Origin of the sequence: Komagataeibacter diospyri, assembly GCF_006538165.1 — a bacterium.
Taxonomy (GTDB): domain Bacteria; phylum Pseudomonadota; class Alphaproteobacteria; order Acetobacterales; family Acetobacteraceae; genus Komagataeibacter; species Komagataeibacter diospyri.
In genome coordinates, this window is record NZ_BDLU01000032.1 from 330212 (window position 1) to 356255 (window position 26044).

Annotated in this window: 20 protein-coding genes; 6 read left to right on the forward strand and 14 right to left on the reverse strand. The window is 63.1% G+C overall.

Annotated features, from left to right (window positions below):
* Nucleotides 1-123 precede the first annotated feature (123 nt).
* The 8 genes from rplA to MSKU9_RS07585 all read right to left on the reverse strand — a co-directional run bounded on the left by rplA (nt 124) and on the right by MSKU9_RS07585 (nt 11124).
* Entirely contained in the window at nt 124-819 is a 696-nt protein-coding gene (rplA, locus tag MSKU9_RS07550; protein ID WP_141260667.1) for a 50S ribosomal protein L1, read from the reverse strand.
* A gap of 5 nt (nt 820-824) precedes the next feature.
* Entirely contained in the window at nt 825-1259 is a 435-nt protein-coding gene (rplK, locus tag MSKU9_RS07555) for a 50S ribosomal protein L11 (protein WP_141260668.1), read from the reverse strand.
* 112 nt (nt 1260-1371) lie between these two features.
* A complete protein-coding gene (locus tag MSKU9_RS07560) occupies nt 1372-2994 on the reverse strand; it encodes an efflux transporter outer membrane subunit (protein WP_141260669.1) in 1623 nt (540 codons plus the stop codon).
* The gene (locus MSKU9_RS07565; RefSeq protein WP_141260670.1) at nt 2991-4277 is read right to left on the reverse strand and encodes an efflux RND transporter periplasmic adaptor subunit; all 1287 of its coding nucleotides are present in this window, start codon (nt 4275-4277) and stop codon (nt 2991-2993) included. The genes MSKU9_RS07560 and MSKU9_RS07565 overlap by 4 nt, the downstream gene beginning before the upstream one ends.
* Nucleotides 4274-7462 (reverse strand): efflux RND transporter permease subunit, encoded by a 3189-nt coding sequence (locus tag MSKU9_RS07570; protein WP_141260671.1) that lies wholly within the window; start codon nt 7460-7462, stop codon nt 4274-4276. The genes MSKU9_RS07565 and MSKU9_RS07570 overlap by 4 nt, the downstream gene beginning before the upstream one ends.
* A gap of 141 nt (nt 7463-7603) precedes the next feature.
* Complete coding sequence (locus MSKU9_RS07575) at nt 7604-9001, reverse strand: sensor histidine kinase (protein ID WP_141260672.1); 1398 nt, start codon at nt 8999-9001, stop codon at nt 7604-7606.
* Nucleotides 8991-9728, reverse strand: coding sequence for a response regulator transcription factor (locus MSKU9_RS07580; RefSeq protein WP_141260673.1), 738 nt, complete (start codon nt 9726-9728; stop codon nt 8991-8993). Before MSKU9_RS07580 ends, MSKU9_RS07575 begins: the two co-directional genes overlap by 11 nt.
* Before the next feature lie 55 nt (nt 9729-9783).
* Complete coding sequence (locus MSKU9_RS07585; protein WP_141260674.1) at nt 9784-11124, reverse strand: DNA recombination protein RmuC; 1341 nt, start codon at nt 11122-11124, stop codon at nt 9784-9786.
* A 241-nt stretch (nt 11125-11365) separates the two neighbouring features.
* Between MSKU9_RS07585 and dctA the strand changes: the two genes are divergently transcribed.
* Complete coding sequence (gene dctA / locus MSKU9_RS07590) at nt 11366-12757, forward strand: C4-dicarboxylate transporter DctA (RefSeq protein WP_141260675.1); 1392 nt, start codon at nt 11366-11368, stop codon at nt 12755-12757.
* A gap of 30 nt (nt 12758-12787) precedes the next feature.
* The gene (locus MSKU9_RS07595; protein ID WP_141300651.1) at nt 12788-14089 is read left to right on the forward strand and encodes an MFS transporter; all 1302 of its coding nucleotides are present in this window, start codon (nt 12788-12790) and stop codon (nt 14087-14089) included.
* A gap of 76 nt (nt 14090-14165) precedes the next feature.
* Here MSKU9_RS07595 and MSKU9_RS07600 read toward each other — a convergent pair whose 3' ends face one another.
* Complete coding sequence (locus MSKU9_RS07600; protein ID WP_141260677.1) at nt 14166-17498, reverse strand: AsmA-like C-terminal region-containing protein; 3333 nt, start codon at nt 17496-17498, stop codon at nt 14166-14168.
* A 65-nt stretch (nt 17499-17563) separates the two neighbouring features.
* Here MSKU9_RS07600 and MSKU9_RS07605 point away from each other — a divergent pair, with 65 nt between their 5' ends.
* Both MSKU9_RS07605 and MSKU9_RS07610 read left to right on the forward strand, forming a co-directional pair.
* Complete coding sequence (locus MSKU9_RS07605) at nt 17564-20578, forward strand: bifunctional [glutamine synthetase] adenylyltransferase/[glutamine synthetase]-adenylyl-L-tyrosine phosphorylase (protein ID WP_227002404.1); 3015 nt, start codon at nt 17564-17566, stop codon at nt 20576-20578.
* A 129-nt stretch (nt 20579-20707) separates the two neighbouring features.
* Entirely contained in the window at nt 20708-21214 is a 507-nt protein-coding gene (locus tag MSKU9_RS07610; protein ID WP_141260679.1) for a peroxiredoxin, read from the forward strand.
* Nucleotides 21215-21217: 3 nt separating this feature from the next.
* On the opposite strand, the gene MSKU9_RS07615 is transcribed toward MSKU9_RS07610, so the two are convergent.
* From MSKU9_RS07615 to aat, 4 genes are all read right to left on the reverse strand, one after another.
* Nucleotides 21218-21523: a hypothetical protein gene (locus MSKU9_RS07615; RefSeq protein WP_141260680.1), complete on the reverse strand. Its 306-nt coding sequence runs from the start codon at nt 21521-21523 to the stop codon at nt 21218-21220.
* A gap of 135 nt (nt 21524-21658) precedes the next feature.
* Entirely contained in the window at nt 21659-22261 is a 603-nt protein-coding gene (locus MSKU9_RS07620; RefSeq protein ID WP_141260681.1) for a DUF4412 domain-containing protein, read from the reverse strand.
* Nucleotides 22262-22303: 42 nt separating this feature from the next.
* Nucleotides 22304-22993 carry a hypothetical protein gene (locus MSKU9_RS07625; RefSeq protein ID WP_141260682.1) on the reverse strand — a complete coding sequence of 230 codons (690 nt, stop codon included), beginning with the start codon at nt 22991-22993 and terminating at the stop codon, nt 22304-22306.
* Between the two features lie 68 nt (nt 22994-23061).
* A complete protein-coding gene (aat, locus tag MSKU9_RS07630; protein ID WP_227000865.1) occupies nt 23062-23721 on the reverse strand; it encodes a leucyl/phenylalanyl-tRNA--protein transferase in 660 nt (219 codons plus the stop codon).
* A gap of 68 nt (nt 23722-23789) precedes the next feature.
* Between aat and MSKU9_RS07635 the strand changes: the two genes are divergently transcribed.
* Nucleotides 23790-24764, forward strand: a complete 975-nt coding sequence (locus MSKU9_RS07635) for a 2-hydroxyacid dehydrogenase (protein ID WP_141260684.1) — start codon at nt 23790-23792, stop codon at nt 24762-24764.
* Nucleotides 24765-24793: 29 nt separating this feature from the next.
* Nucleotides 24794-24985: a hypothetical protein gene (locus MSKU9_RS07640; RefSeq protein WP_141260685.1), complete on the forward strand. Its 192-nt coding sequence runs from the start codon at nt 24794-24796 to the stop codon at nt 24983-24985.
* A gap of 135 nt (nt 24986-25120) precedes the next feature.
* On the opposite strand, the gene MSKU9_RS07650 is transcribed toward MSKU9_RS07640, so the two are convergent.
* Nucleotides 25121-25972 carry an EcsC family protein gene (locus MSKU9_RS07650; protein ID WP_141260687.1) on the reverse strand — a complete coding sequence of 284 codons (852 nt, stop codon included), beginning with the start codon at nt 25970-25972 and terminating at the stop codon, nt 25121-25123.
* Nucleotides 25973-26044 lie beyond the last annotated feature (72 nt).

Genomic DNA, 26044 nt, shown 5'->3' on the forward strand with positions numbered 1-26044 from the left:
CCCCTGCGGGCAATCAAGGCTTGCGCCACATCCGGTCATGGACAGGTTCGGAAAATGGCGGCAAGGCCGCCATCTCCTGTTCCCCCACCCTTTTTACAGGGCAGGGTCATTCTTCAGCTGACGTCAGCCCGCAGTGAAAGCGGATGCGTCAACCGTCACACCCGGCCCCATGGTGGAGGACAGGGCAATCTTCTTCACATACGTGCCCTTCGCACCCGTGGGACGGGCCTTCTGGACGGCGTCCACGAACGCACGGATGTTTTCGGCCAGCTTGGCTTCGTCAAACGATGCCTTGCCAACACCTGCATGCACGATACCGGCCTTTTCCGCGCGGTACTCAACCTGACCGGACTTGGCTGCGGAAACCGCCCCCTTCACGTCCATGGTCACGGTACCCAGCTTGGGGTTGGGCATCAGGCCACGCGGGCCAAGGATCTTGCCCAGACGACCGACCAGCGCCATCATGTCCGGCGTCGCGATGCAGCGGTCGAACTCGATTTCGCCAGCCTTCACCTTTTCGGCGAGGTCTTCAGCACCAACCACGTCGGCACCGGCTGCCGTCGCTTCCTCGGCCTTCGGGCCACGGGCGAACACGCCAACGCGCAGGGTCTTGCCCGTGCCGTTGGGCAGGGACAGCAGACCACGGACCATCTGGTCGGCATGACGCGGGTCGATGCCCAGGTTCATGGAAATTTCGACGGTTTCGTCAAACTTCGCCTTGGCGTTGCTCTTGACCAGGCTGATGGCCTCATCCAGGCCATACTGCTTCGTGCTGTCGACAGCGGCGCGGGCTGCGGTCAGACGCTTGTTCTTTGCCATTGTAATCAGCCCTCCACCACGTCGAGGCCCATGGAGCGGGCGGAACCCGCCAGCATGCGCACGGCACCGTCGATATCGTTGGCGTTCATGTCTTTCTGCTTCGTTTCGGCAATCTCGCGCAGCTGCGCGATCGTGACCTTACCAACCGTCGCAGACTTGCCTACCGTGGAGCTGCCCTTGGAGATCTTGGCAGCCTTCATCAGGAAATAGGTGTTCGGCGGGGTTTTGGTAATGAAGCTGAACGTACGGTCGGCATACGCGGTGATGACGACGGGAATCGGCATACCGGGTTCGAGACCCTGCGTCTTTGCGTTGAACTCCTTGCAGAACTGCATGATGTTCAGGCCGCGCTGACCCAGTGCCGGACCGACCGGCGGGGACGGATTCGCCTTGCCGGCGGGGATTTGCAGCTTGATGTAGCCAACGATTTTTTTGGCCATATCCGGGGCTCCTGACTGTTTCACCCGGACCGCGGTTCTGGTGGCCTGCCCCTGCCCGGCATGGGCAGGAAGCGCGACCTCCCGCGTTCCGATAAGAGGCGCGCACCTACCGCTATTTGGAAGGGGCTGTCAAGTCCCCGTCATGAAATCCCTTGCCCGACAGGTCCAGGGAATCGGGACCGTTATCGACATTCACACCGCTGAAGGACCGCGGCATGCGCATATGTGTGTACTGCATGGGATCAAAAGGCTTGATCTGCTTGTTGTTCGGCAGTTCCGCCGTGGTCCATCCACCGCCCAGCGCGCGGATCAGTTCCACCTGCGCCTGCATGTAGCGGGTTTCCACCTGCACTTCCGCGATACGCGCCTGCAGGGCAGCGACCTGCGCCACCACCACATCCAGATAATTGGTCAGGCCGCCGGTATATAGCTGCATGGTCATGTTCTGCGTACGCATGGATGCCTGCACGGCCTCGGCCTGCTGGACGGCTTCTATATTGAGGTCATGCGTCAGGCTCAGCCCGTCTTCCACATCCTTGAACGCATCCAGCACGATGGCACGGTACTGGTCTTCCGCCTGCCGGTACTGCGACCAGTTGCGCTGCACTTCCGCACGTCGCAACCCGCCCTGGAACAGGGGCATGACCGCCTGCGCGGCATAGGAATACATGCCATTGGCGAATTTATCGAGCGTGAAGCCGTTATCCATGAAACCGGCTGTCGCGCTGAAGGTTACACGTGGGAAGAACGCCGCGCGCGAGACCCCTATGGCCCGGTTGGCCGCCGCCATGTGTCTCTCTGCGCTGGCGATGTCGGGTCTGCGTTCCAGCAGGGTGGCGGGAATACCCACCGGCGTCGCCACCTTGGGGAAGGTAATCTGGTTACGGGGCTGGATATGGAAGCTGGTCGGAGTCACGTTCACCAGGATCGCAATCGCATGCTCCATCACGGCGCGACGGGCCTGCAGGTCCGTATCCGCCGCCTGGGTGGAGGAAAGCTGCGTCTGGGCGCGCGATACGTCAATACCGGCTGCAATGGCACCTGCCTGCCGCATCTTGGTGATCTTGACGGCAGTTTCGTAATATCGGATCGAGTCGAGATAGACCGCGTGCTGCGCATCCATCCCGCGCAGTTGCATGTAGTCATTGGCCAGTTCGGACTGGATGCTCAGCCGCGCCACGGCAAAATCCGCCGCCGCCGCCTGCGCCAGCCGCTGCTGCACGCGCCTGCGGTTACGGATGGCGGACCAGAAATCCGGTTCCCACCGCGCGGCCGCGCTATACTGTTCCGATGACATGTAGATCGGGCCGGTCGCTCCCGCACCACGCCACAGCCGGTGGTTGGATGCCTGATTCTGGGACGCTCCGGCCCCGCCCGAGATCTGCGGATACAGGTTCGACTGCGCTTCCGCCACGATGTCCCGCGCCTGGGTGAAGGCTTCCGCATCCGCCTGCAGGTTCGGGTTCAGGTGGCTGGCACGTTCTTCCAGTTCATCAAGGGTGGAATCGTGAAAGACCTTCCACCAGTCCCCCCTTGCCGCACCATCCTGCGGGGTGCCGAACTGAACCACGGCATCCCCCTTCCAGTTGTCGGGCAGCATGTAATGCTGGCCATGGTATTTGGGGGCCAGGTCCACGCAGCCACCCAGTGTGCCTGCGATGGCGGCACACCCGGCCAGCGAAAGCACGCGACGGGACAGCATGGAGGACGACGGGTCGCACGGCGCGCCGTTCATTGACGCACCCCCGTATCACCCGCGTTACTGTCACCCGCCGGCATGGCACGGACGTCATCGCCCTTGTCCACTGCGGGCGAGGCCGTCGCACCCGCATCGTTATATCCCGGCGTCGCCCCGACCAGATAGACCTTCTGACCTTCCAGCAGCCCCGCTGACGGGTTGTTCACAATCCGGTCCTTTGGACCGATACCAGCCAGAACCTGCACTTTTGTCCCCAGATTGGTGCCAACCGTTACATTACGCAGGCGTATGCGGTCATCGGCGTCCACAACCGCCACCTGCATGCCCTGCGCGCGGAACACAAGAGCACCTTCGGGGATTATCAGGATATCGGGATCACCGGGTGCGACAAAGTGTACATTCGCATATGAATCCGGCCACAGTTCACGTTTGTCATTATCGACCACCAGTTCGGTCGTCACCGTACGCGTGCCCGCATTGAACGCTTTGGCGGTCGCAAGGAACCTGGCCTTGAACACACGCCCCGGATACTGCGGCACGGAGACGTCACCCTCCAGCTTGGGGCTGATGATGTCGGCATAATCCTGCGGCACGGAGACAAACACGCGCATGCGGTGCACATCGGCCACGCTGAACAGTTCGGTGGCGGTACCACGCGACGAGACATCGCCACCGCCTGCGTTCACGTAATCGCCCACATCCGCCAGACGGGATGTCACCACACCGTCAAACGGAGCCACGATCTGCTTGAACGCGATCAGGGCGGCAAAGCGGGAGACTTCGTGCCGGGCGGCCTCGACCTCCGCCTGCCGGGCTTCGGCATTGGCGGCCTGGACGTCCACTTCCTGCTGTGACACCGCCTGCGTGCCCTGCAGCGCGCGCCAGCGCTTGGCGGTGATCTGGGCCAGCCTGTACCGCGCCATGGCCACATCGAAATTGGCCTTGGATGCCGCGTACTGCGCGTCCAGTCCCGGCGTGTCGATGGTGGCAAGGATTTCGCCCGCCTTCACCTTCGCGCCGATATCCTTGTACCACATCTGCACATAGCCCGAGACCTGCGCGAATATGGGCGCCTGGTACCATGCCGAGATATTGCCCGGCAGGTCCAGCGTGCGGGTTTTCGGCCCTTTCTGCGGCAGAATCACCTGCACGCGGGGAATGGCCGCGTCCTGCGCCATGTCCTTCAGGTGCGAGACATGGATCCGGCGTTCAAGGATACCCCCGGCCACAATGGCGGCCACCACAACCCCACCCAGGGTGGCATACAGCCGCGCACGTCCGGACATGCGTGGCCTGGGGTTTTCGCCTGTGGCGGTCATGCGTGCTCTCCTTCGCCAGCGGCGGACTTCTTGGACTTTCTGGAATGGATCAGGGCGAATACGCAGGGCACGAACAGCAGCGTTGCGCATGTCGCCACCAGCAGGCCACCCATCACGGCGCGGCCCAGCGGGGCGTTCTGCGAATTGCTCAGCGACATGGGCAGCATGCCGATAATCATGGCCGATGCCGTCATCAGAACGGGGCGGATACGTTCATATCCCGCCTCGATCGCGGCGCGCAGGGCATCACCATGCACATCCATCCGTTCACGCGCGAACGAGACGACAAGGATGGAATTGGCCGTCGCCGTTCCCATGCACATGATCGCTCCCGTCAGCGCCGGGACCGACAGCGCTGTATGCGTCAGGAAAAGGCTCCACGCGATGCCCGCCAGCGCGCCGGGAAGGGCCGTGATGATGATGAACGGGTCCAGCCATGACTGGAAGTTGACCACGATGATCAGGTACACCAGCAGGATCGACATCGCCAGACCACCGATAAGCTGGGTATAGGCCCCGTTCATGGTCTCCGCCTGCCCCCGGATGGTCAGGCTCGACCCTGCGGGCAGATCCTTGCTTACGCTGTCCACCACCCGGGCGACCTGCCGGGAAACCGCGCCGAGGTCCAGTCCTTCGGTCGAGGCATAGATGTTGAACACCGGCATGATGTTGTAGTGCGAGACCTCGCCCGGGGTGCCGGTCTGCACGATATCGCTCAGCCCTCCCAATATCTGTGGCGCCTTGTCCGACGGGTTGCCATCGCCCTTGTCGATGGGAATGGTCTCAAGGTCGTTCATGGTCTGCAGGAACTGCAGCGGCGTCTGGATATCCACCAGATGCGAAACCCCGGTCTTGGGATCCAGCCAGTAGGTCGGCGCCACCTGTCCGCTGCCCGACAGGACAGCCAGCGCGTTGTTCGCAACATCCGCTTCGGTCAGGCCGGTACCCAGCGCATAGGTCCGGCGCGCATTGACGCGCAGCGTAGGCGTATTCAGCGGTTCCTGCACCGCCACGTCAGCAATGCCGGTGACATGGCGCAGCTTTTCCGCCAGCTTTTCGGCAAAATCGAAATTGGCGTACAGGTTGCGCCCCGTCACCTGCACATCCAGCGGCGCGGGCAGGCCGAAGTTCAGAATCTTGGCCGTAAGGTCGGCTGGCATGAAGGTGATTTCGGTGCCGGGGAATTTCTCCGCCAGTCCCTTGCGCAGGATCGTGCGATATTTCGCGACGGGCGCTTCCTCGTCCTTCAGCGTCACGGTCAGGTCACAGTCCTGCGCGCCAACGGTTGGCGTGGGAATGAAGGCCTGATTGAGCGGGCTGAACGGCAGGCCGCAGTTGTTGACGATATTTTCGACCTGTCCGGGCAGCAGGCGTTCGATCTCGTAATTCACCAGCATGGAAATCTTGCCAGCTTCCGAAATCTTGGTGCCCATCGGTGCGCGCATGTGCAAAGCCAGCGCATTGGAGTTGATTTCGGGGAAGAAGTCCTGCCCCGCGAACACCAGCAGCAGGAGCGATGAAAACGCCCCGATACCGAATATCGGCACGAACCGCCCGCGTATGCTGATCAGGTGTTCAAGAATGGCGCGGTAACGGTTGCGAAAGGCAACGAATTTCCGTTCAAACCCCTGCTGGAAGCGACCGAAGATATTGCGTGGTTCCTGATGCCCGCCCGCCGCCCTGGCCGCCGCATGGGCCGCGACCTGTGCCGCCAGCATATATTTGGCCATGGTCGGCACCAGTGTGCGCGACAGGATAAAAGACGCGATCATGGCGAAAATGATGGCTTCGGCCATGGGCATGAACAGCCAGCCTGCGACACCCGTAAGCTGAAACAGCGGCATCCACACGATACAGATACATAATGTGGACACGAAGGTGGGGATAACGATCTGGTTGGCGGCATCAATGATGGCCGTTTCCAGATCCTTTTCCATCTCAAGGTGGGCGTCGATGTTTTCGATCATGACGGTCGCGTCATCAACCAGAATACCGACTGCCAGCGCAAGGCCACCCAGCGTCATGACATTGATGGTCTGCCCCGCCATGCCCAGCCCGATGACCGAACACAGCATGGCCAGCGGGATGGAAGTGGCGATGATGACCGTCGATCGCCACGAGCCCAGGAACAACAGCACCACAAGGCTGGTCAGCAGGGCTGCGGTGCCCATTTCCTGCACCACGTCACGCACCGCCTCCTTCACGAAGGTCGAGGCATCACCCAGCACGGTAATGTCGACACCTGGTGGCAGCGTACGCACGATGGATGGCAGCAGCGCCTTGATCCCACTGACCACCGACAGGGTGGAGGCATCGCCACTTTTCATGATGACGATCAGGACGGCCTGATGCCCCTTGACCAGCACCATGTTGGTCTGTGGCGGTCCACCGGCATGTACCCATGCCACATCGCGCAGGTATACGACGGAGTTGCCCTCCTGCTTGATGGGCATGTTGTTGAAACTGTCGATTTCCTCGGGCGAGGCATTGGTCTGGACCATCCAGTCGAACGCGCCGATCTGCTGGTCACCGGCGGGCAGCACAATGTTCTGCTTGCCCAGGGCATTGCCGATATCGGTCGCGGACAGGCCATGGGCCAGCAGCTTGCTCTGGTCCAGATCGACCATGATATTGCCCGGCTGGCCACCATACGGGTTGGGAATGGCTGCCCCCGCCACCGAGACCAGCGCAGGCCGGATCAGGTTGGAGGACATGTCATAGATCTGCGACGCCGTCATGGAATCGGATGAGACCTGCAGCGTCAGCACCGGCACGGATGATGCGTTGTAGGTCAGCACCAGCGGTGGCGTCATGCCGGCGGGCATCTGTTTGATGACGGTCTGGGAAACGGAGGTGATCTGCGTCTGCGCCACGGCGGTATCGGTGCCGGGCTGGAAGAACACCTTCACGATGCCACGTCCGTAATAGGACTGGCTTTCGATATGTTCGATATTGTTGACCGTCGCGGTCAGGGCGCGTTCGTAATAATAGACGACACGGCCGGACATGTCTTCGGGCATGAGGCCGGTATAGGTCCAGCAGATCGCGACGACGGGAATGTTGATGCTGGGAAATACGTCGGTTGGCGTGCGCAGCAGCCCACGGACACCGAATACGACAATCAGGATGGAAAGGACGACGAAAGTATAGGGCCGCTTGAGCGCGGTAACAACGATACCGTTCATGCGTGGCCTGTTTCCCTCCGCCCGGTCGGCTGACCTTCCGCGGACCCGGGCCGGGACAGGTGGTGTTCGTACATATCTCGTCTCCCCGTCTGTCCTTCCGGTGTTAACGGTGGCACGACGGGTGGCAAATGAAATTTCAATTTAGTTTCCAGCCTGAATCAAGGTCGATGGTGGGAAAATGATACCCATTGTCACCCCCGGCAGGCTGTCATGCACACGCGACGGCATGATATCGAGCCGCGCGTGATGCAGCGCGAGGATGGCCGACACCAGGCTCAGCCCAAGTCCGCTGCCAGGAATGTGGCGACTTTTGTCCGAACGGTAAAAACGTCCCATGACCGCCTTGCGTTCCCCCGCCGGGATGCCGATTCCGGTATCGGCAACCTGCAGCAGTGCACAGTCGCCACTCATGCGGGTGCGGATTTCAACCCGGCCACCTTCGGGCGTGAATTTGACGGCGTTGTCCACCAGGTTGGCCAGTACCTCGATCAGCAAGTCCCTGTCCCCCTGCACCCGTATCGGCGTATCCGCGCCCACATATGACAGGATGATACCCTTGGTTTCGGCTATGGGTTCATACAGATCCACGATATCGGCCACCAGCGCGCCCAGGTCAACCGTACCGAAACCCGCGCGCCTGCGGCCGTTCTCGATCTCGCCAATGCGCAGCAGGGCGGTGATGATGGAAAAGGACTGGTCCAGGTCATCTATGGTGCGGGAAATGACATTGCGCAGCGCTTCGGCCGAATGGTCGGCATTCAGCGCGCGATCAAGGCGCGCACGCACGCGCGCCAGTGGCGTGCGCAGGTCATGGGCGATGTCGTTGCCCACGTCGCGTATTTCATCCAGCAGCTGTTCCAGCCGGTCCAGCATACGGTTGACGCTGCCTGCAAGGCGCTGGAGGTCATCATTCTGCTTTCCCGCCGGCAGGCGTTCATGCAGGTCGCCTTCCATGATGCGATCAATCGCCTCGTGCATGTCCTTGACCCGCGAAAGCGCCCGATGGCTGAGGATGATGCCGGTCATCAGCGCAAACAGGACGGTCGGCACGATCGAAACCAGCATGGAATGCCGCATCATCAGCCGCAGTTCGGTACGCATGTGCCGACTGCGACCCAGCACCAGGTACCGCCCCCCCCGCACATGCACCGCCACCATGCGCAGCACGGTGGCGGACCCGCCGCCCATCGCCTCGGGTTCGATGACATGTACATGCCCGTCTGCCACCAGCCCGGTGGGCCAGTTGCGCAGGTCACCCACGATATAATGCTGCTGTGCGTCAAACAGCGTGGTGACGTTCATGATGATGCGCAGGTCATCGGTGGCACGGTCGCGCACCTGCTGTTCAAGCTCGGATGGAGTTTCGCGCTGCAGGATGCTGGCTTCGCGCAGCAGCAGCATGTCGGACCGCCGGGCCTCGAACACGCTGGCCTGACTGTAACCGAAAAAGAACTGCAGTGCCGCCGAACAGATCATCGCCGCCACCACCGCCAGTGTCAGGCGGAAGGTGGCGGTCCGGAACAGTTCGTTACGAAGCACGCAGCATGAACCCCGCGCCCCGGATGCTCTGGATCAAGGGGGGCTTGCCGCTTTCATCGATCTTGCGACGCAGCTTGCCGATATGCACATCCACAAGGTTGGTCTGGGGGATGAAGCGGTAATTCCAGACATCTTCCAGCAGCATGTTACGTGTCAGCACCTGCCCCGGACGGCGCATGAGGTATTCCAGCAGCCGGAATTCACGTGGCAGCAGGTCGATCGGCACGCCATTGCGCGTGACCGTGCGTTCGATCAGGTCCATTTCAAGCGGGCCGACACGCAGCATGGTATGGCGTGAATTGTCGGGCCTGCGCAGCAGCGCCTCCAGCCGCGCGGCCAGTTCCTCCATCGCGAACGGCTTGGTCAGGTAGTCATCGCCCCCCGCCTTCAGCCCACTGACCCGGTCATCCACCGCCGACAGGGCAGACAGTACCAGAACGGGCACATGCACCCTGCGCTCACGCAGGGTCTCGATCAGCGTCAGGCCATCAAGTTCGGGCAGCATGCGATCCACGATCATGACATCGAAATGCGCATTCAGCCCGATCGCCAGACCGGCAGCGCCTGATTCCTCATGCTGGACATGGAAATGGCGGCTTTCGAGTTCCTCCACCACCTCCTGCGCGATCTTGCTGTCATCTTCCACCAGCAGGACGCGCGGCGCGGCCCCGCCCGCAGGCGAAACGGGAACGGTTTCAGGACGGTGGGTTTCGGACGGAACACTCATCATCCCTCCTTTATGCAGGGCGTGCCGGAACAGGGCCAATTAAAATCGTTTTCAGCTACATCCCGCGCCCGGCCGCCCCTTCGCGCGACCATGACGGCGCCATGTCGGCCTGTCCCCCGACACCATCGCCCGTGGCTGGAGCCGTAGGCGCGCCATCATCCCCGGCAGGAGCTGCGCGGGTATCCACATCCAGTTCGCGCAGCCTGCGGGTCACCAGGCCCGTGCGCCTGCGCGCTTCGTCAATGGAGGATGACATGGCCGATGCATTGCGGGCCAGTTTTTCCAGCACCCCGTCCATGCGCAGCATCTCCTGCCGCGTGGCGCCCAGCAGGCGTGCGATGTCATCCGTGCGCCGTTCCAGCGCCAGTGTCACGTAACCAAGGTGGATGGTGCGCAGCATGGCGGGCATGAGACCCGGCCCCATCACGATGACGCGATAGGTCCGGCCGATTTCATCCAGCAGGCCGGGAATCCGCGCGACCTCCGCATACAGCCCGTCGGTGGGCAGGTACAGGACGGCAAATTCAACCGTCACGGGCGGGACGATGTATTTGGTCGCAATCTTGCGCGCCTCGATCCGCAGGGTGGTTTCCAGCGCGCGGCGGGCTGCGCGTTCGGCGTCCGGGTTACAGTCCTCAACCGCCTGCAGAAGGCGTTCATAGGCTTCGGTCGGGAATTTGGAATCAATGGCCAGCACCGGCGGCACGGTGGCGCGCACCGGCATGCGCACGGCGAATTCCACCACCTCGCGACCATCCTCGCGCAGGCGGCGGTTGGTCTCGTACGCGCCTTCGGGCAGCACGTCGTCAAGGATGCTGCGCAACTGGGATTCGCCCCAGCCCCCACGCGTCTTGACGTTGGCGAACAGGCGCTTGAGATCCCCCACCTGCGCGGTCATGGCCGAGACCTCGCCCATCGCCTTCTGCATTGCGCCGATCTGTTCAAGCACGCGCTGGAAGGATGTCTGCATCTGTTTTTCCACCGCCTGATGCAGGCGTTCATTCACGGCGGCGCGCAGTTCATCGCCCTGCCGCCTGCCCTCCTCCGCCATTTCGCGCAGGGCCTCGGACTGCGTTACCCGCATTTCCGCAAGGTCGCGGCCCATCATGCGGGCAATGCGGTTGAAGGTTTCGGTGATTTCCTGATGGCGCTGGTCCAGCCGTGTCGACAGCGCGCGTTCGATTTCCGCCATGCGGGCGCGCTGGGCCTCGTTTTCCGCCACGCGGGCGGCGGTCTCGCGTTCCGTCATCACGCATAGTCGCGCAAGCATGTCCGTATCCCCGCCCTGCCCCGCCATAAGGGACAGGCGGCGCAGCACGATCAGGGACAACAGGCACGATACGGCGGCCAGCAGCATTCCGATCCACAAAACGGGCGATGCGGACATATCGGACATGGCGGATGATTTCCCATCAGAAAGAACAAAACATGTCCGTGCCCTGTAATGCAGGGGATGTAAACCCATCATGTTTTTTTGGAATATCTGGCAACCGTGATATGCAGCGACCGTAATGATCCGCCTTTCACCTGATTTTCAGGTTCGCACGGCGCCAAAACCCACTAGCGTGCCCCGGCATGCCTTCACCCCGCCCGTTCGCGGTGCCGGAAACCGAACCGTTCTTGAGGACCCATCCACCATGCCCGAGGAAACGCAGACCTGCCCGCAAGCCCGACCGGCGCGGCGCGGATCCCTGTTTCGCAGCCTGTATGCGCAGGTTGTCATCGCGGTGGTGGTGGGCATCGTGCTGGGATATTTCTGCCCGCATGTGGCCGTGACGCTGAAACCGCTGGGCGACGGCTTCATCCGCCTGGTCAAGATGGTGATCCCGCCGGTCATCTTCCTGACGGTGGTGACGGGAGTGGCCAGCCTGTCCGACCTGGGACAGGCGGGGCGGCTGGCAGCCAAGGCGATGGTGTATTTCCTGACCTTTTCCTCGCTGGCGCTGGTGGTGGGCATGGTCATGGCCAATATCGTGCGTCCCGGGGCGCATATCCATGCCGACCCCGCAACGCTGGATACCCATGCGGTCGCAGCCTTCACCGCACGTGCGCAGGCGCATTCGTTCAGTGACTTCCTGCTCAACATCATTCCCGACACAGTGGTCAGCGCCTTTGTTTCGGGCGATATCCTGCAGGTGCTGCTGATCGCCATCCTGTTCAGCATCAGCCTGTCGCACATGGGAACGAAGGGGCATGCGATCCTGACCCTCCTCAGGCAGCTGACGCAGCTGGTGTTCGGCGTGGTCAGGCTGGTCATGTATGCCGCCCCCATCGGGGCGCTGGGGGCGATGGCGTTCACCATCGGACGGTTTGGCATCGGATCGGTGCTGCACCTCGCTTTCCTCGTGGCGACGTTCTACGCCACTTCCGCACTGTTCGTGGTGGTGGTGCTGGGGGCGGTCGCGCGATACAACGGGTTCCGCATCCTTCCGCTGCTGGCCTACCTGCGTGAGGAACTGCTGATCGTGCTGGGCACCAGTTCATCCGAATCAGCGCTGCCCAGCCTCATGACCCGGATGGAGAACGCGGGCTGCGCGCCATCCGTCGTGGGGCTTGTGGTACCGATGGGCTATTCCTTCAATCTGGATGGCACCAACATCTACATGTCACTTTCTGCCCTGTTCATCGCACAGGCGACGGATGTGCATCTGGGTCTGGGCCAGCAGGTCAGCCTGCTGCTGGTCGCCATGATCAGCTCCAAGGGTGCTGCCGGGGTCACGGGTGCGGGGTTCGTCACCCTTGCCGCGACGCTGGCGGTGGTGCCCGACGTGCCGGTGGCGGGCATGGGTCTGATCCTTGGCATTGACCGTTTCATGTCGGAATGCCGGTCGCTGACCAACATCATCGGCAACGCGGTTGCCACCATCGTACTGGCCCGGTGGGAAGGCGCACTGGATACCGACCGCCTTGCCGCGGCCCTGTCAGGCCGGATCAGCGACGTGGACGCGGATACCCCCGTCATTGCCGGAGTGGACGCCGTATCCGACAGCCGCGCACCGACCGCCCCGTCCCTGCCCCATTCATCCTGACGATCCTTTCGCCCCCATAGGTTGCACATCATGCCTGTTTTCAAGACCCAGACCGGCGCGCTGACTACCGCGCAGAGAATACGAAGCATTATTGCGGGTTCATCCGGAAATCTGATTGAATATTACGATTGGTACGTCTATGCGGCATTTTCCATGTATTTTGCCCATGCCTTCTTTCCCAAGGGCAACCAGACGACCGAACTGCTGCGCAGTGCGGCGGTGTTCGCCATCGGCTTCCTCATGCGGCCGGTGGGCGGGTGGCTCATGGGGCTTATGGCGGACCGGCATGGACGGCGCGCGGCGCTGAGCATTTCCATCATCGCCATGTGCGCAGGCTCGCTGGCCATTGCGGTATGCCCGACCTACGACCGCATTGGCGTTGCGGCCCCGTGCATACTGCTGTTCGCGCGCCTGCTGCAGGGACTGAGCCTTGGGGGCGAATACGGGGCCAGCGCCACGTACCTGTCGGAAATCGCTCCCCCTGCGCAGCGCGGGTTTTACGCCAGTTTTCAGTATGTCACGCTGGTGATGGGACAGTTGCTGGCGCTTGTGGTACTGCTGATCCTGCAGTTCGTGCTGCTCAGCCCGGCACAGCTTGGGGCATGGGGCTGGCGCATCCCGTTTTCCATCGGCGCGCTGCTGGCGCTGTCCATCCTGTGGTTCCGCCGCGGCATGGCGGAAAGCGAGCAGTTCAACACAGTCAGCCATGACCACACCGCCCATGGTGGCCTGCGCGTGCTGCTGCGCCACCCGCGCGAGGTGCTGGGCGTATGCGGCCTGACGCTGGGGGGCACCGTCGCATTCTATACCTTCACCATCTACATGCAGAAATATCTGGTGAATACCGCCGGACTGACCAAGGAACAGTCCACGCTGGTCTCCACCGCGTCACTGGTGGTATTCGCCATGGTCCAGCCCGCCTTTGGCGCGCTGTCGGACCGGGTGGGCCGCAGGCGGCTGCTGTTGTCGTTCGGCATTATCGGCTGTATTGCGACCGTGCCGCTCATGCAGGCACTATCAAGCGTGCATTCCCCGCTGGCGGCTTTTGGCCTGGTGACGGCGGCACTGATCGGGATTTCGGGCTATACCTCCATCAACGCGGTGGTGAAGGCCGAACTGTTCCCCACGCGCATCCGCGCTCTGGGGGTGGCGCTACCCTATGCGCTGACCGTTTCGGTCTTTGGCGGCACGGCGGAATACGTGGCCCTGTGGTTCAAGCAGATCGGGCATGAAGGGCTGTTTTACTGGTACGTGACCGGCTGCATCGCCTGTTCGCTGCTGACCGTGCTGTTCCTTTTGCCCGGGCATGACCGCATCACGCAGGAACACTAAAAGACTGTTCCAAAATACATAATTGATAAAAGTTTTTGGCGCCGCCTTTTTGAAAAAAGCTTCACCAGAAACTTCTTTAGTGGATATGCATGAGGTTACGCAGGAAACCGGGCAGCAGCATCGCATACGGATTTACATGCACTGCCGGGTTATCCATCGGCCCTGTGACCTGATAGGTGGCGGAGACGACGCCCCCGTTCTTTTCGGGGCTGAACAGCCAGCCCAGCAGGCCGGGCAGGTGACCAGGTGCGGCATTCACGGCAAAGGCCGGGATGATGGTGCCATCAAGATTCAGCGTCTTTTTCTCCAGGTTCACGTCACCTGACACCGTGGCTCCGAGGGATGCGTTGCTGACCAGCCCGTCGGCAATATGGATGTTGCCTTCATCCAGCGTAACCGGCGCATCCAGCTGCTCGACCTGAAAGCTGGGCGCATGCGGCGCGCGCAGCCAGCCATAGATCGAGGCATTGTTGGCCATGCGCACCACCGCCGGCACGTTGCGCAGCCTGAACGGTCCCATATGCACCTTGCCCGAGAAGGGTGCGGTCGCAACGCTGTCGTCAAAGCTGCCGGTGATGTCGGTTACACCGCCCTGCATCTCATCCGTGACCTTCATGTCCTGCAGCAGCGCACCAAGGCTGGCCACATGCACATCCAGCACGCGCGTATTGCCCTTGGGATTCAGGTGCGCCGCAGCCGCCACCGGCCCCTCGACCGTCATGACCCCGCGCGTCAGGCGCACGCCATCGGTTTCCAGATGGCTGTGCACATTCGTCAGCGTATCTTTCGGGCTGTAATACAGGGTGCGGGCATCCACATTCAGGTCCCACCTGCGCCCCGGCGGTCCCTTCACGCGTCCGCTGGCCATTTCGGGCACATGGTAGCCACTGCTGCCCTGCCGGGCCGCCACCCTGGCAGAAACCGAACTGTCCGGCGCAGTCTGGAATGACACCAGCGGCGACAGGTCCAGCACTTTTGCCGCCACGTTCACCCCGATCGGATCTCTGTCGCGCAGCGGCAGCGTGACCGAGGCATTGCCCATTGACCGGCCAACATGGAACCCGCGCAGGATCAGGCGGCGCGCGACGCCGGATGCGGTTTCGGCATGGCCATCAATCAGCAGGTCAGGGCCTACGGCGCGGATATTCTCGATGCTGGAGATCTGGCCATGGTCAAGATCAAGCTCGACCGAGGCATTCGCTTCCTGCCCCACTTTCTTGGACCAGATGGGAATGCTCAGCGCCGCACGGTCAAGGTCAAGGTCGATATTGACCTGCGCCTTGCCGCCCACGTACCGGTCGTAATCCACATCCAGTTGGGCGCTGCCGGCAAAATGCTCACCCATCTCGAACCCCGCGCGGCGCACGCCCTCAGGGGTGACATGTCCCTGCAGGCTGGCGCTTTCCACTGCGTGGACCATCGGCCCGTTACGGAAATCCATGGTGTAGATCACACTGGATGGAATGCCCGCCAGCACCCCGGTCCCCTGCAGCAGCAGGCCGTTGATCGTGGCATCAATGCCAAGGTTGCCGTTATCCAGTGGCCGCCCCACCACCACATTGCCCAGATGCACCTGTGCCAGATCAGTGTGGCTGCGCAGGTCGATCTGGTCCAGCCGCACATGCGCATCCAGCGGCAGGGCGATATGCAGCGACACATTGGCCCGCCCCGCAGGGTGCGTAAACGACATGGGATGGCGCGAAAGCACATTCAGCCGCGGTTCGGCCAGCAGCGCCAGCACATCACGCGCATTACCAAGCAGGGTGACGTTGATATCCCCCACCTGCACCTTTTCATTCAGGCCCGTGATCCGCATGGAACCGGGGCCGACCTCGATCCGTCCGGTGCCGGTGGCGTCCACGTGTCGGTCCGCCAGGTCCACCAGCTGATAGGCGTGGCCAAAGCGGATCATGATCTCATCCGGGCCATCGAAGGTCAGATGGGCGTCCATGTCATGCATGGGCGGAATGGGACGCAGCCAGTGCAGTTCCATCCTGTCCGCATCAATCGTCCCGCCCAGCGAGACAAGGTCCAGCCCGTTCCAGCCCTTGTGGCTGGCCAGCCCCATGTTGACCTGCAGTTCCTGCACATGCCCCTGCGGGATGTTCTGCGTAACCCACCGCCGCGCGCCCTTCATGGCGCGTGGGGGCCAGAAATCGCCCAGTGTCGCAAAATCCAGCGAGCGTGCGCGCGCGGTCACATTCACCTGCGCCGCCTTCGGGTTCAGCAGGGATGTCGATTTGAGGTCCGCCGTAGCGTCCAGCGTGGGGCCACTGCCGTCATCGGTTGCATGTCCCGGCGCGCGCAGGTGCAGTTCCAGCCGTTTCAGTGCCACATGCAGCGGGCCATCAAACGGTGCGGCACGCGGCCCCGCCCCCAGCGATCCGACCAGGTCGGCTTCCCCTTCACCCACCAGGAACTGCCCCGCCTTGCGTGTCGTGACCTTCCCGTTGCCCGCATCAAGATGCAGCGTGAACTCACGCGGCATGAGGAAAGGAACATCCGGCGCGCCCCCGTTACGAAAGGCAACCTGCAGCTGACCGCCCACGGGCAGGCCAAGTGGCTCCACCTCCTTCTGTCCCGGCGCGAAGGCGGCGGGACTGATCGGGTCAAGCTGCAGTGTCCAGTTGATCTGACCCGCGCCGACATGTTCGCCCGTGCCATGCACCACCAGCCGTTCACCATTCCCCTCCAGCCCGAGGCGGACATCACCCGTGACCCCCTTCTGCCCGGAATCGGTCACGACCTTCAGCCGGGCATCGGCTTCGCCCAGCCGCCATGTGCGCCCGGTCATGCGGTCGGCAAAATTGACGTGGGTGTCGGATATGACGGCCTGCCGCAGCGCCGTCAGGTCCACCGGGGCCGGCTCTTCGGGTTTCCGTGCGGAATAAGGCGTGTCCGGACCAAGGTCGAGGCCGAATTTGCCCTCCCTGTTGCGTGCAAGCTTCAGCCGCCCGTGTGATGCCGACAGTTCCAGTATCCGCACGCTGCCATGAAACAGTGCCGGGCTGTCCAGCGTCAGGCGGCCACGACGCAGGGTATCGGCCATCTGCCCGTCACGGCGCTGGATCCGCACGTCCTCTACCCATATCACCAGTGGGGCGCGCAGACCTTCATGCACGGCGTTCCAGCCCATGCGCACATGCCCTGCGGACAGGGTGCCAATGATATCGTCACGCCTGAAGCCATGGGCTACCGGCAGCGGCATGAGCAGGCTGACCACCGGCGTCACATCCAGCGGGCCTGCAGACAGCCGCACCGTCAGCACCAGCAGGAGTACCGCAGGCAGCGTAATGCACAACAGCACCAGCCAGATCACCATCCGTCCGGCCGCCATCACCGCGCGACGCACGCGGCTGGGACTGGACACGGGGACCGGGGCGGGAGAGGGTTGGCCAGCTTCCGTCATGCCACCCACGCCATGCCACCATGCGGGCCCGCATGATTTTTCAGCCCCTTAACGGACCTTTCCTCATGGACCAGCCTGCCCTGCCCTCCTTCGTGCTGCATCCTTCGTGGCGTGGCTGCACATGGCCCCACGCCGCCGACACGCGGGCCGCGCGCATCCTGCATGAAAATCTGACGGATGCCTGCGCGCGCGCGGGCCTGCCCGATATCGCCAGCCTGCCCGAACTGGGGCCATTGCTGGATGCGGTGGGGGGAAACAGTCCCTACCTGTCCGATCTGGCGCTGCGCGACACCCATGCCTTTGCCGACCTGCTGACGGATGGCGCGGATGCGTGCGTGCGCCATATCCTGTCGGGACTGGATGCCCTGCCGCCCGCTACTGCACGCGCTGAGGTCATGGCAGCATTGCGTGTGGCCAAACGGCAGGCGGCGCTGGCCATTGCGCTGGCCGATATCGGCGGAGCATGGACGCTGGAGCAGGTCACCCTGGCGCTGAGCCAGCTGGCCGAGAACGCGCTGGGGGCAGCGGTCAGACATCTGCTGCTGCATGCGCATGACACCGGGCGACTGCGCCTGCGTAACCCCGAAACCCCGTGCCGGGGCAGCGGCTTCGTGGTTCTGGCAATGGGGAAGCTGGGCGCGCGGGAACTGAACTACTCCTCGGACATAGACCTGATCATCCTGTATGACCCGGACCGTCACCCCGGCAACGGGGAACTGCGGCATACCTTTGTGCGCATGACTAGCGATCTTGTCACGCTTATGGAAGCGCGTGATGCAAATGGTTACGTATTCCGCATGGACCTGCGGCTGCGCCCCGACCCCTCCGCCACGCCTGCCGCCGTATCCTTTCCCGCTGCCATCCAGTATTACGAAAGCATGGGCCGGACGTGGGAACGCGCGGCCATGACCAAGGCCCGGCCGGTCGCGGGGGACATCACGGCGGGACGCCGTTTTCTGAAAAGCATTCATCCGTTCGTATGGCGTCGCCATCTGGATTTCGCGGTAATTGACGATCTGCATGACATGAAAGCACGGATCGACCGCCACCGTAACGCGGGACATGCCAACCTGGGCAGCCTGCCGCCCGAATTCATCCGCGATCCTGACGCCGCCATGGGCTGGCTGCTGGGGCAGAATGTCAAACTGGGCCAGGGCGGCATACGGGAAGTGGAATTCGTGGCTCAGGCCCTGCAACTGGTCTGGGGCGGCAGGCGACCCGAACTGCGTGACCCTACCACGCTGGGTGCGCTGCGCAGGCTGCGCCGGGCGGGCCTGCTGGAACGTGAACAGGCCGCAATACTGGCCCGCAATTACCGCATGCTGCGGCAGGCCGAACACCGGCTGCAGATGCGCATGGATCACCAGACCCATACCCTGCCGGATACACATGACGGATTCGCGCGCTTCGCGACCTTCATGCTCGCACCGGATGCAGGCAGCCTTTCCTGCGGCATGCTGTCGGTCATGCAGCATTCGCGCCGGGCCTTCGACCTGCAGTTTGCCGAAAGTGATGCGCCGGACCTTACCATCGCCCCCGAGGATGCCGACGCCGCCGACAGGCTGCTGGAGCATGGTTTCCCGGCCACCGACATCAATGATGCCCTTGTCATCCTGAACCGGTGGGAAGGCAACCGCCTGCGCGCGCTGCGTTCGGACCGGGCGCGCAAGCTGCTGCGCCGGCTGCTGCCCGCCATCATGACGGAAATCGGCAAGCGCCGGCAGCCGCTGACCGTGCTGCGGCGTTTTGACGCGCTGCTGGAACGCCAGTGGGCGGGGGTGCAGTTCCTGTCGCTGCTGGAACGCAATCCCGCGCTGATCCACCGCATTGTCACAGTGCTGGACTGTGCGCCGTTCCTGGCGGACCATCTGGCGCAGACGCCCTCCGCGCTGGACGGGTTGCTGGACATGGATGGCGGTCCCGGTGCGCTGGGCACGGTCACGGCGCTGGTGCGGCGGCATGTCGCGGGCGCACAGTCGGCCGAACAGGTCCTGCCCGTCCTGCGCGGTCTGGTCTGTGGCGAGGAATTCCGCCTGTCGGTCGCCCGCCTTGAACACCGCATGAGCGAGGAACGCGCCGCCCGTGCCCGCACCGCAATGGCGGAAACGGTGATACGTGGCCTGCTGCGCGTGGTCAGCAATGAACACAGGCGCCGCCACGGCACGGTGCCCGGCGGGTCCATGGCGGTCGTGGCGCTGGGCAAGGCGGGATCGTGTGAAATGATGCCGGGATCGGACCTTGACCTCATGCTGGTGTTCGACCACCCGGCGGATGCCGGAGAAAGCGTCGTGCCTGCCACCACACCTGCCGATGGCCTGATGCCACGCCCGCTTGCGGCGGGCACGTATTACGTCCGGCTGGCGCATGCCTTTGTCGCGGCCCTGACCGCGCCGGGGCGCGAGGGACCGTTGTACGAGGTGGACATGCGGCTGCGTCCATCGGGGTCCAAGGGGCCGGTCGCCGTCTCGCTGTCCGCGTTCCGCCGCTATCATGCAGAATCCGCATGGACATGGGAACGCATGGCCCTGACGCGCGCGCGCGTCGTGGCGGGACCGCCCGCCCTGCGCTGCGAACTGCGTGCAGCCATTGCCACAGCACTGGGCCACGGCGTCCGCACCCCGCACGAGCGCGGCCAGATCGTACATGACGTACGCCATATGCGCGAACGCCTGGCGCGTGAACGTCCCGCCACCAGCCCCTGGGATATCAAGCGCCGGCACGGCGGCCTTATGGATGTGGAATTCATTGCCCAGGGGCTGCAGCTTCTGACGACCGATCCCGCCAGACGCAGCCAGTCCACCCGTCTGGCCCTGCTGCGTCTGGCGCATGGGGGGGATATCACGGACGCCGATGCCCGCCTGCTGCGTCGCGCCGACCTGTTCTGGCGTGCGCTGCAGGGGCTGATCCGGATCATATGTGGCAGCGAGGTGCCCGACACCATTCCCGCCGCCAGCCTGGAAATCCTGACCGGGGAATTCCGGGTGGCGGACGCGGAGAGGCTGCTGGCGCGCATGGACCGCATGGCCGCCAGTGTCAGGGAAGTCTTCGACCGCCTGCTGCCGCCCGCCCCGGACACATAAGTGTAAGCGTGGAAGGCACATGACAGCGGTTCCCCGAGCGGCCAAGGCAGTGCATGATCGTCCCCACAACAATGCTGCATGCGTCCCCCATGGACGGGACACGTGCACCCAAGATCAGCAAGGCAGGTCATGAGCAACCCGACACCCCCCTTTCCCGAACCCGGCAGTGCCGTTCCCGATTTCAGCATGCCCGCAAGCCATGGCCGCACGGTCAGCCTGCATGCGCTGCAGGGCCATCCGTTCGTGCTGTATTTCTACCCCAAGGCCAACACGTCAGGCTGCACCAAGGAAGCATGTGAGTTCGAGGCCGCATTGGCTGACCTGCTCAAAGACGGCGTGAATGTCATTGGCGTTTCACGCGATGGCATGCCTGCGATCGAAAAATTCGCAGCCGACCACAACCTCACCTTTCCCCTTGCATCCGACAGCGATGGCAAGGTGACCGAAGCCTATGGCGTATGGGTGGAAAAATCGATGTATGGCCGCAAATACATGGGCATCGAACGCGCGACCTTCCTGATCGACGCCACCGGCCACCTGGTGCAGGCGTGGCGCAAGGTCAAGGTCACGAACCATGTCGCCGCCGTGCGCAAGGCCATTGCGACCCTGACGCTACAGGCGGCCACAGGCGGCTAAGGCTCAGTAATACGGCCGTCCCGGACCACCATAGGGGCCATACACCACCACGGGCGGCGGCGGGGGTGGCGGTGCGTAATAGGCCACCGGCGGGGCCGGACGGTAATACATCGGCGGCGGAGGGGGCGGCGGCGGGCCGTACGCATCAACCATTGCACCCGCCACGGCACCGCCGACAAGGCCGCCAACCAGACCGCCGACAAACGCATCGCCACCACCATGACGCCCGTAAGCATGTGCCTGCGGGGCGGCGGTCGCCAGCCCGGCAAGAACCAGAAGCCCCGCTGCGATACGTCCTGTATTCTTCATCAACCTGTTCCCGTTACTGGTCCAATCCGGCAGGGAAAGCATCCCCGCCGGAATCGGTTAGACAGCACCGTAATGGCGATTTACGGGCAGGTTCCGCCCTTTTCATGCCATAAAGCAGACCGGGTGGGGTCTCTATCAGGGGTGGGCTGCGTGCAGTTCCTTCAGTCCTGACGGAACAGCGAACACGCTTTCATCCTGCGGCGTGCGTGTCACGGATGCGGCTTCGACCATCACCTTGCCATCACGGATAACTTCCATCATCACGCCATCATCGGTGTAGCAGATCTCGCTCGAACGCTGGTCGGTATCCTGTGTCTGCCACAGGGCGCAGGGAATCCCCGCAACCTTTGACACGCCGGTGCGCAGCCAGGTGCCCTGCGCGCGCTGACCCATCTGCACATTGGCCGCCCCCGGCGCCGGAATGACCGTCTTGACCTTCTGGCCGGGGTTTACCACCGTCAGGGTCCCGGCATGGTAGTCGGTAATCATGTAGGTGCTGGCGTTGGCGGGGTCCACGCGCTGCATCATGCGGCTGGCGGACCAGCGCATGCGCTGGCTCATGACCGCGCTCGTGTCATGGGGGGGATAAATGGTGTAGGTCACGTCCACATCCGCCTGTGGGGTGACATAGGGGCTCTGGGGATCAGGGTCGGCGGCGGATGCATGACCTGCCATCCCGGCCACCAGCATACAGGTCACCAGTGCAGCCCGGCGGCCACCATGCGCAAATCGTGTCACTTCATGTAATCCTTGAAAAACTGGCCTTCGGGTCAGACGGCATCAGCCGCCTTTCTTATCCGCATCCTTGCGGGCGGGCGGCGTGCCGGGTGGAGGGGGCGGATCGATCTTGCGATATCCCTCGGGCGGCTGGAACATGCTGTCGGGGATCGGGGCGTACACCACCTTCGTCGCCTCCAGCCGGCCCTTCAGCCCGTCGCCATCCACACCGATTTCCTGCAGCACCACCCCGTCATCAGTTACGCAGGCGGTGGCACTGCCCTGATCGGTCGTGACATCCCACTGCGTGCAGGGCACACCCGCCACGGTGGAACTGCCCCTGCGCGCGAATGTCATGGACAGGTCGAGCAGGAAAGGATTGCGGATGCCATAGCGGGCATCAAGCTGGCTGTACACCTTCTGCGGGTTGATGATGATCGTGACCTGGCGGCTCATGCGGTTGAGGATCGTCTCGCCCATGCCCTGCGGGCTGTCGATTCGCATCAACCCGCCATTATAAGCGAACCATGTGCGCACGGCCTTGGGTTCGGGTACGCCGTCGGGCTGCACGTTATAGTCCACCTGCACGTCACGGGTGGGGGTCAGCGGGGGATGAACGCTGGAAGGGTCCTCCGCCCGCGCGGCGGGAATGTCACAGCCGGACGCGATACTGACCGCCAGCGCCGCAATACCCGGCCGCAGCACGCCCGTCCTTGTCCACTGCCATCGCGGGCGGGCCGTTCCATGCTTCATCGTGTTTTCCCTTTCATCTGCCAAGACGGAACCCCGCATGGCCGGTCGTGTCAACCATACGCCGCCCGTCACATGCGCAGGGCGCGGATGGCGGTTTCAAGTTCCGTTACGCGATCATTTCCAATCCATGTCGCCTGTCGCCCCACGGCCTGAGCCAGCTGGCGCATGTAGTCCCGTGCCGGGATTTCCATCCCGCCAAAGCTGGACAGGTGATCGGTGCCGAACTGGGTATCCAGAATGCTGAATCCTCCCAGCCGCAGGCGCGCGACAAGGTGAACAAGTGCGACCTTGGACGCATCGCGCATACGGCTGAACATGCTTTCACCAAAGAACGCCTGCCCGATCGCCACGCCATACAGACCGCCCACCAGCCTGCCTTCGTGCCGGACTTCCACACTATGGGCATGACCCATGTCATGCAGCTGGCAGAACAGGGTGCGGATGCGCGGGCTGATCCATGTCGTCTCCCGTCCCGGCGCAGGTTCGGCGCAGCCATCCATGACGGCGGGGAAGTCCTGATCTGCCACCACTGCAAAGCGCGCCGACAGCACCGTGCGCATGAGCCTGCGGCTGACATGAAACCCGTCCAGCGGCAGGATACCGCGCATTTCGGGACAGAACCATTCCAGTTCATCCGATCCGGCATCCGGCGCCATGGGAAACAGCCCCGCCATGTACGCACGCAGCATAAGTTCCGGTGTAATGGGAACCGTCTCTTGACCCGTCATGTTCTTAGGATAACCCTTTTCGCATGCTTTCGTGGGCATGCCCGCCTTGTCAGGAGAAACCACCCCATATGTCCGATACCCGTCCCCGTGTATTACTGACCCAGCGCCAGACCACCCCGGTAATGCAACGCATTGAACAGAGCTTTAACATACCCACGGTCCCAGACCAGCAGATGACAACGCGCGAACTGCTGGATGCGGCGCGTGTGTTCCAGCCGCAGGCGATCCTGACCGCCACCGGCCTGCCGCTGCGTGGCAATGACGTGCTGCTGCTGCCTGACAGTGTGAAGGTCGTGGCCACGGTCAGCGTTGGCACGGACCATCTGGACATTCCCGCCCTGCATGCGCGCGGCATAGTTGTCACCAACACGCCTGACGTACTGACCGAATGCAATGCGGACATGGCCATACTGCTGATGCTGGCGGCGGCACGGCGGGCAAGTGAATATGGCGCGCTGATGCGCAGGGGCTGGGGCCGGTCACTGGCCATGGACGAACTGCTGGGCACACGCATAAGCGGCAAGCGGCTGGGCATTGTCGGCATGGGCCGCATTGGTCGGGCGGTGGCGAAGCGGGCGCGTGGCTTCGACATGCAGGTGATGTATTCCAACCGCCGCCGCCTGCCATCGGACCAGGAAGCCGGTGCGACCTATTTCAGCACCGTGACCGACATGCTGCCCCATTGCGACATCCTGAGCCTGCACCTGCCCGCAAGCCCCGAAACCGATGGCATGATCAATGCCGATCTGCTGTCCTGCCTGCCGCGCGGGGCGATTTTCATCAATGCGGCGCGTGGGGCGCTGGTGGATGAAGACGCGCTGATCGACGCCCTGCGTTCCGGCCAGCTTGCGGCTGCGGGGCTGGATGTCTACCGCAACGAGCCCAATCCCGACCCGCGCTTCCTTGAACTGCCCAACGTGTTCCTGACTCCCCATGTGGGCAGTGCGACGGTAGAAACGCGCACCGACATGGGCATGATGGCAGTGGACAATGTGGAAGCAGTGCTGGCGGGCCGTGACGCGCTGACGCCGGTCAGGGCCTGATCCGGCGCAATGACAGGAAGGACAGGGTCATGATCGGACTACCCGGTGTTTTCGTGGTGTTCGCACTGATTACGGTGCTGCTGCAGTATCTTGCCCCCCGTTTCCACGGGGTGCTGGATACGTTGCTGGCTTTTTACACGTTCTTCGCGCTGGTAGCCGCCTTCATCGAACTGCGCGCCCACCCGAAGCCTGCGCCAGCCGTGCCTGACAAATCGGCCTGAGCGGCCGACGGGGATTGTTTGAAAACAATCCATTGATGAATGAAAATGAAAGTCTTTGGATGCCGCCTTTTTCCCAAAAGGCGGCATTCTTTTGAAACTTTAAAAAAAAGCTTCACCGAAAACTTCCTGCGGACTTCAGCTTTCGCGCACCTGCGCTGCCGCATGGGCCTTCATGTCCATCGCGGTGCGGCGGACTTCAGGGCCGTATTCACGCTCCAGCCTGCGAATGGTGAAATGCGCCTGCGCCACGGCACGGTAATGCGACAGGAACGCGACATTGAGCGACGCCCCGCACAGCGCACCCGCAACCGGCATCATCTGCAATGCGAATTTACGCGACAGGCCCAGACCGTAATGGGTCGCGACCTCGCTGACCAGCATGACGACAGGGCGACCGCGCAGCATGGCACGGGCGGAAAAATAGCCCAGTTCGCTATCCTCGCCCTGCCCCTGACCTTTTGACGCACCAAAGGGGAAGGCACGCAGGGCGAACACTTCCAGACAGGCGGCGCGCGCATCTTCCTGCGACAGATCTTCACCCTGTTCACGTGCGATACGGGCGATTTCGCGCATGATGGTCAGGGTGGTGAAGCCCACATCGGCCACAAGGCCCGGCAGGCCGGTAAAGCCACCCACGGCCCCCGAGACCGTAACGGCGGCCTTCAGCGCCGGGTCGCGCCATCCCGCACCACCATCGGGGGTGGCGGATACGTCATGGGGGCGGTCCATGCCGACAACCGCAAGGTCGAACGCACGCCTGATCGCGGTTTCCGCCGTGACCTGCAGACGAGCCTGCAACCCCGGCGCCAGGCCAAGCGTACGCATGCCCAGCATGGCTGCCTGCCCCACGGCGCCCCCCATGAGATCGGCAAGACGCACCAGCACGCCGCGCCCTGATTCAACCCGTTCCAGCGCCTGCTGGAGTTCAGTGATACACGCGCTGTCCAACGTCAGCGGCGCCAGTTCGTTTGAGGAACCTGCACTCATTACAATGCCCTTCGCCTGATCTTCCGTACCTTTACGGACCGGTCGCGCCATGTCCGCCATAAAGGCGGGGCA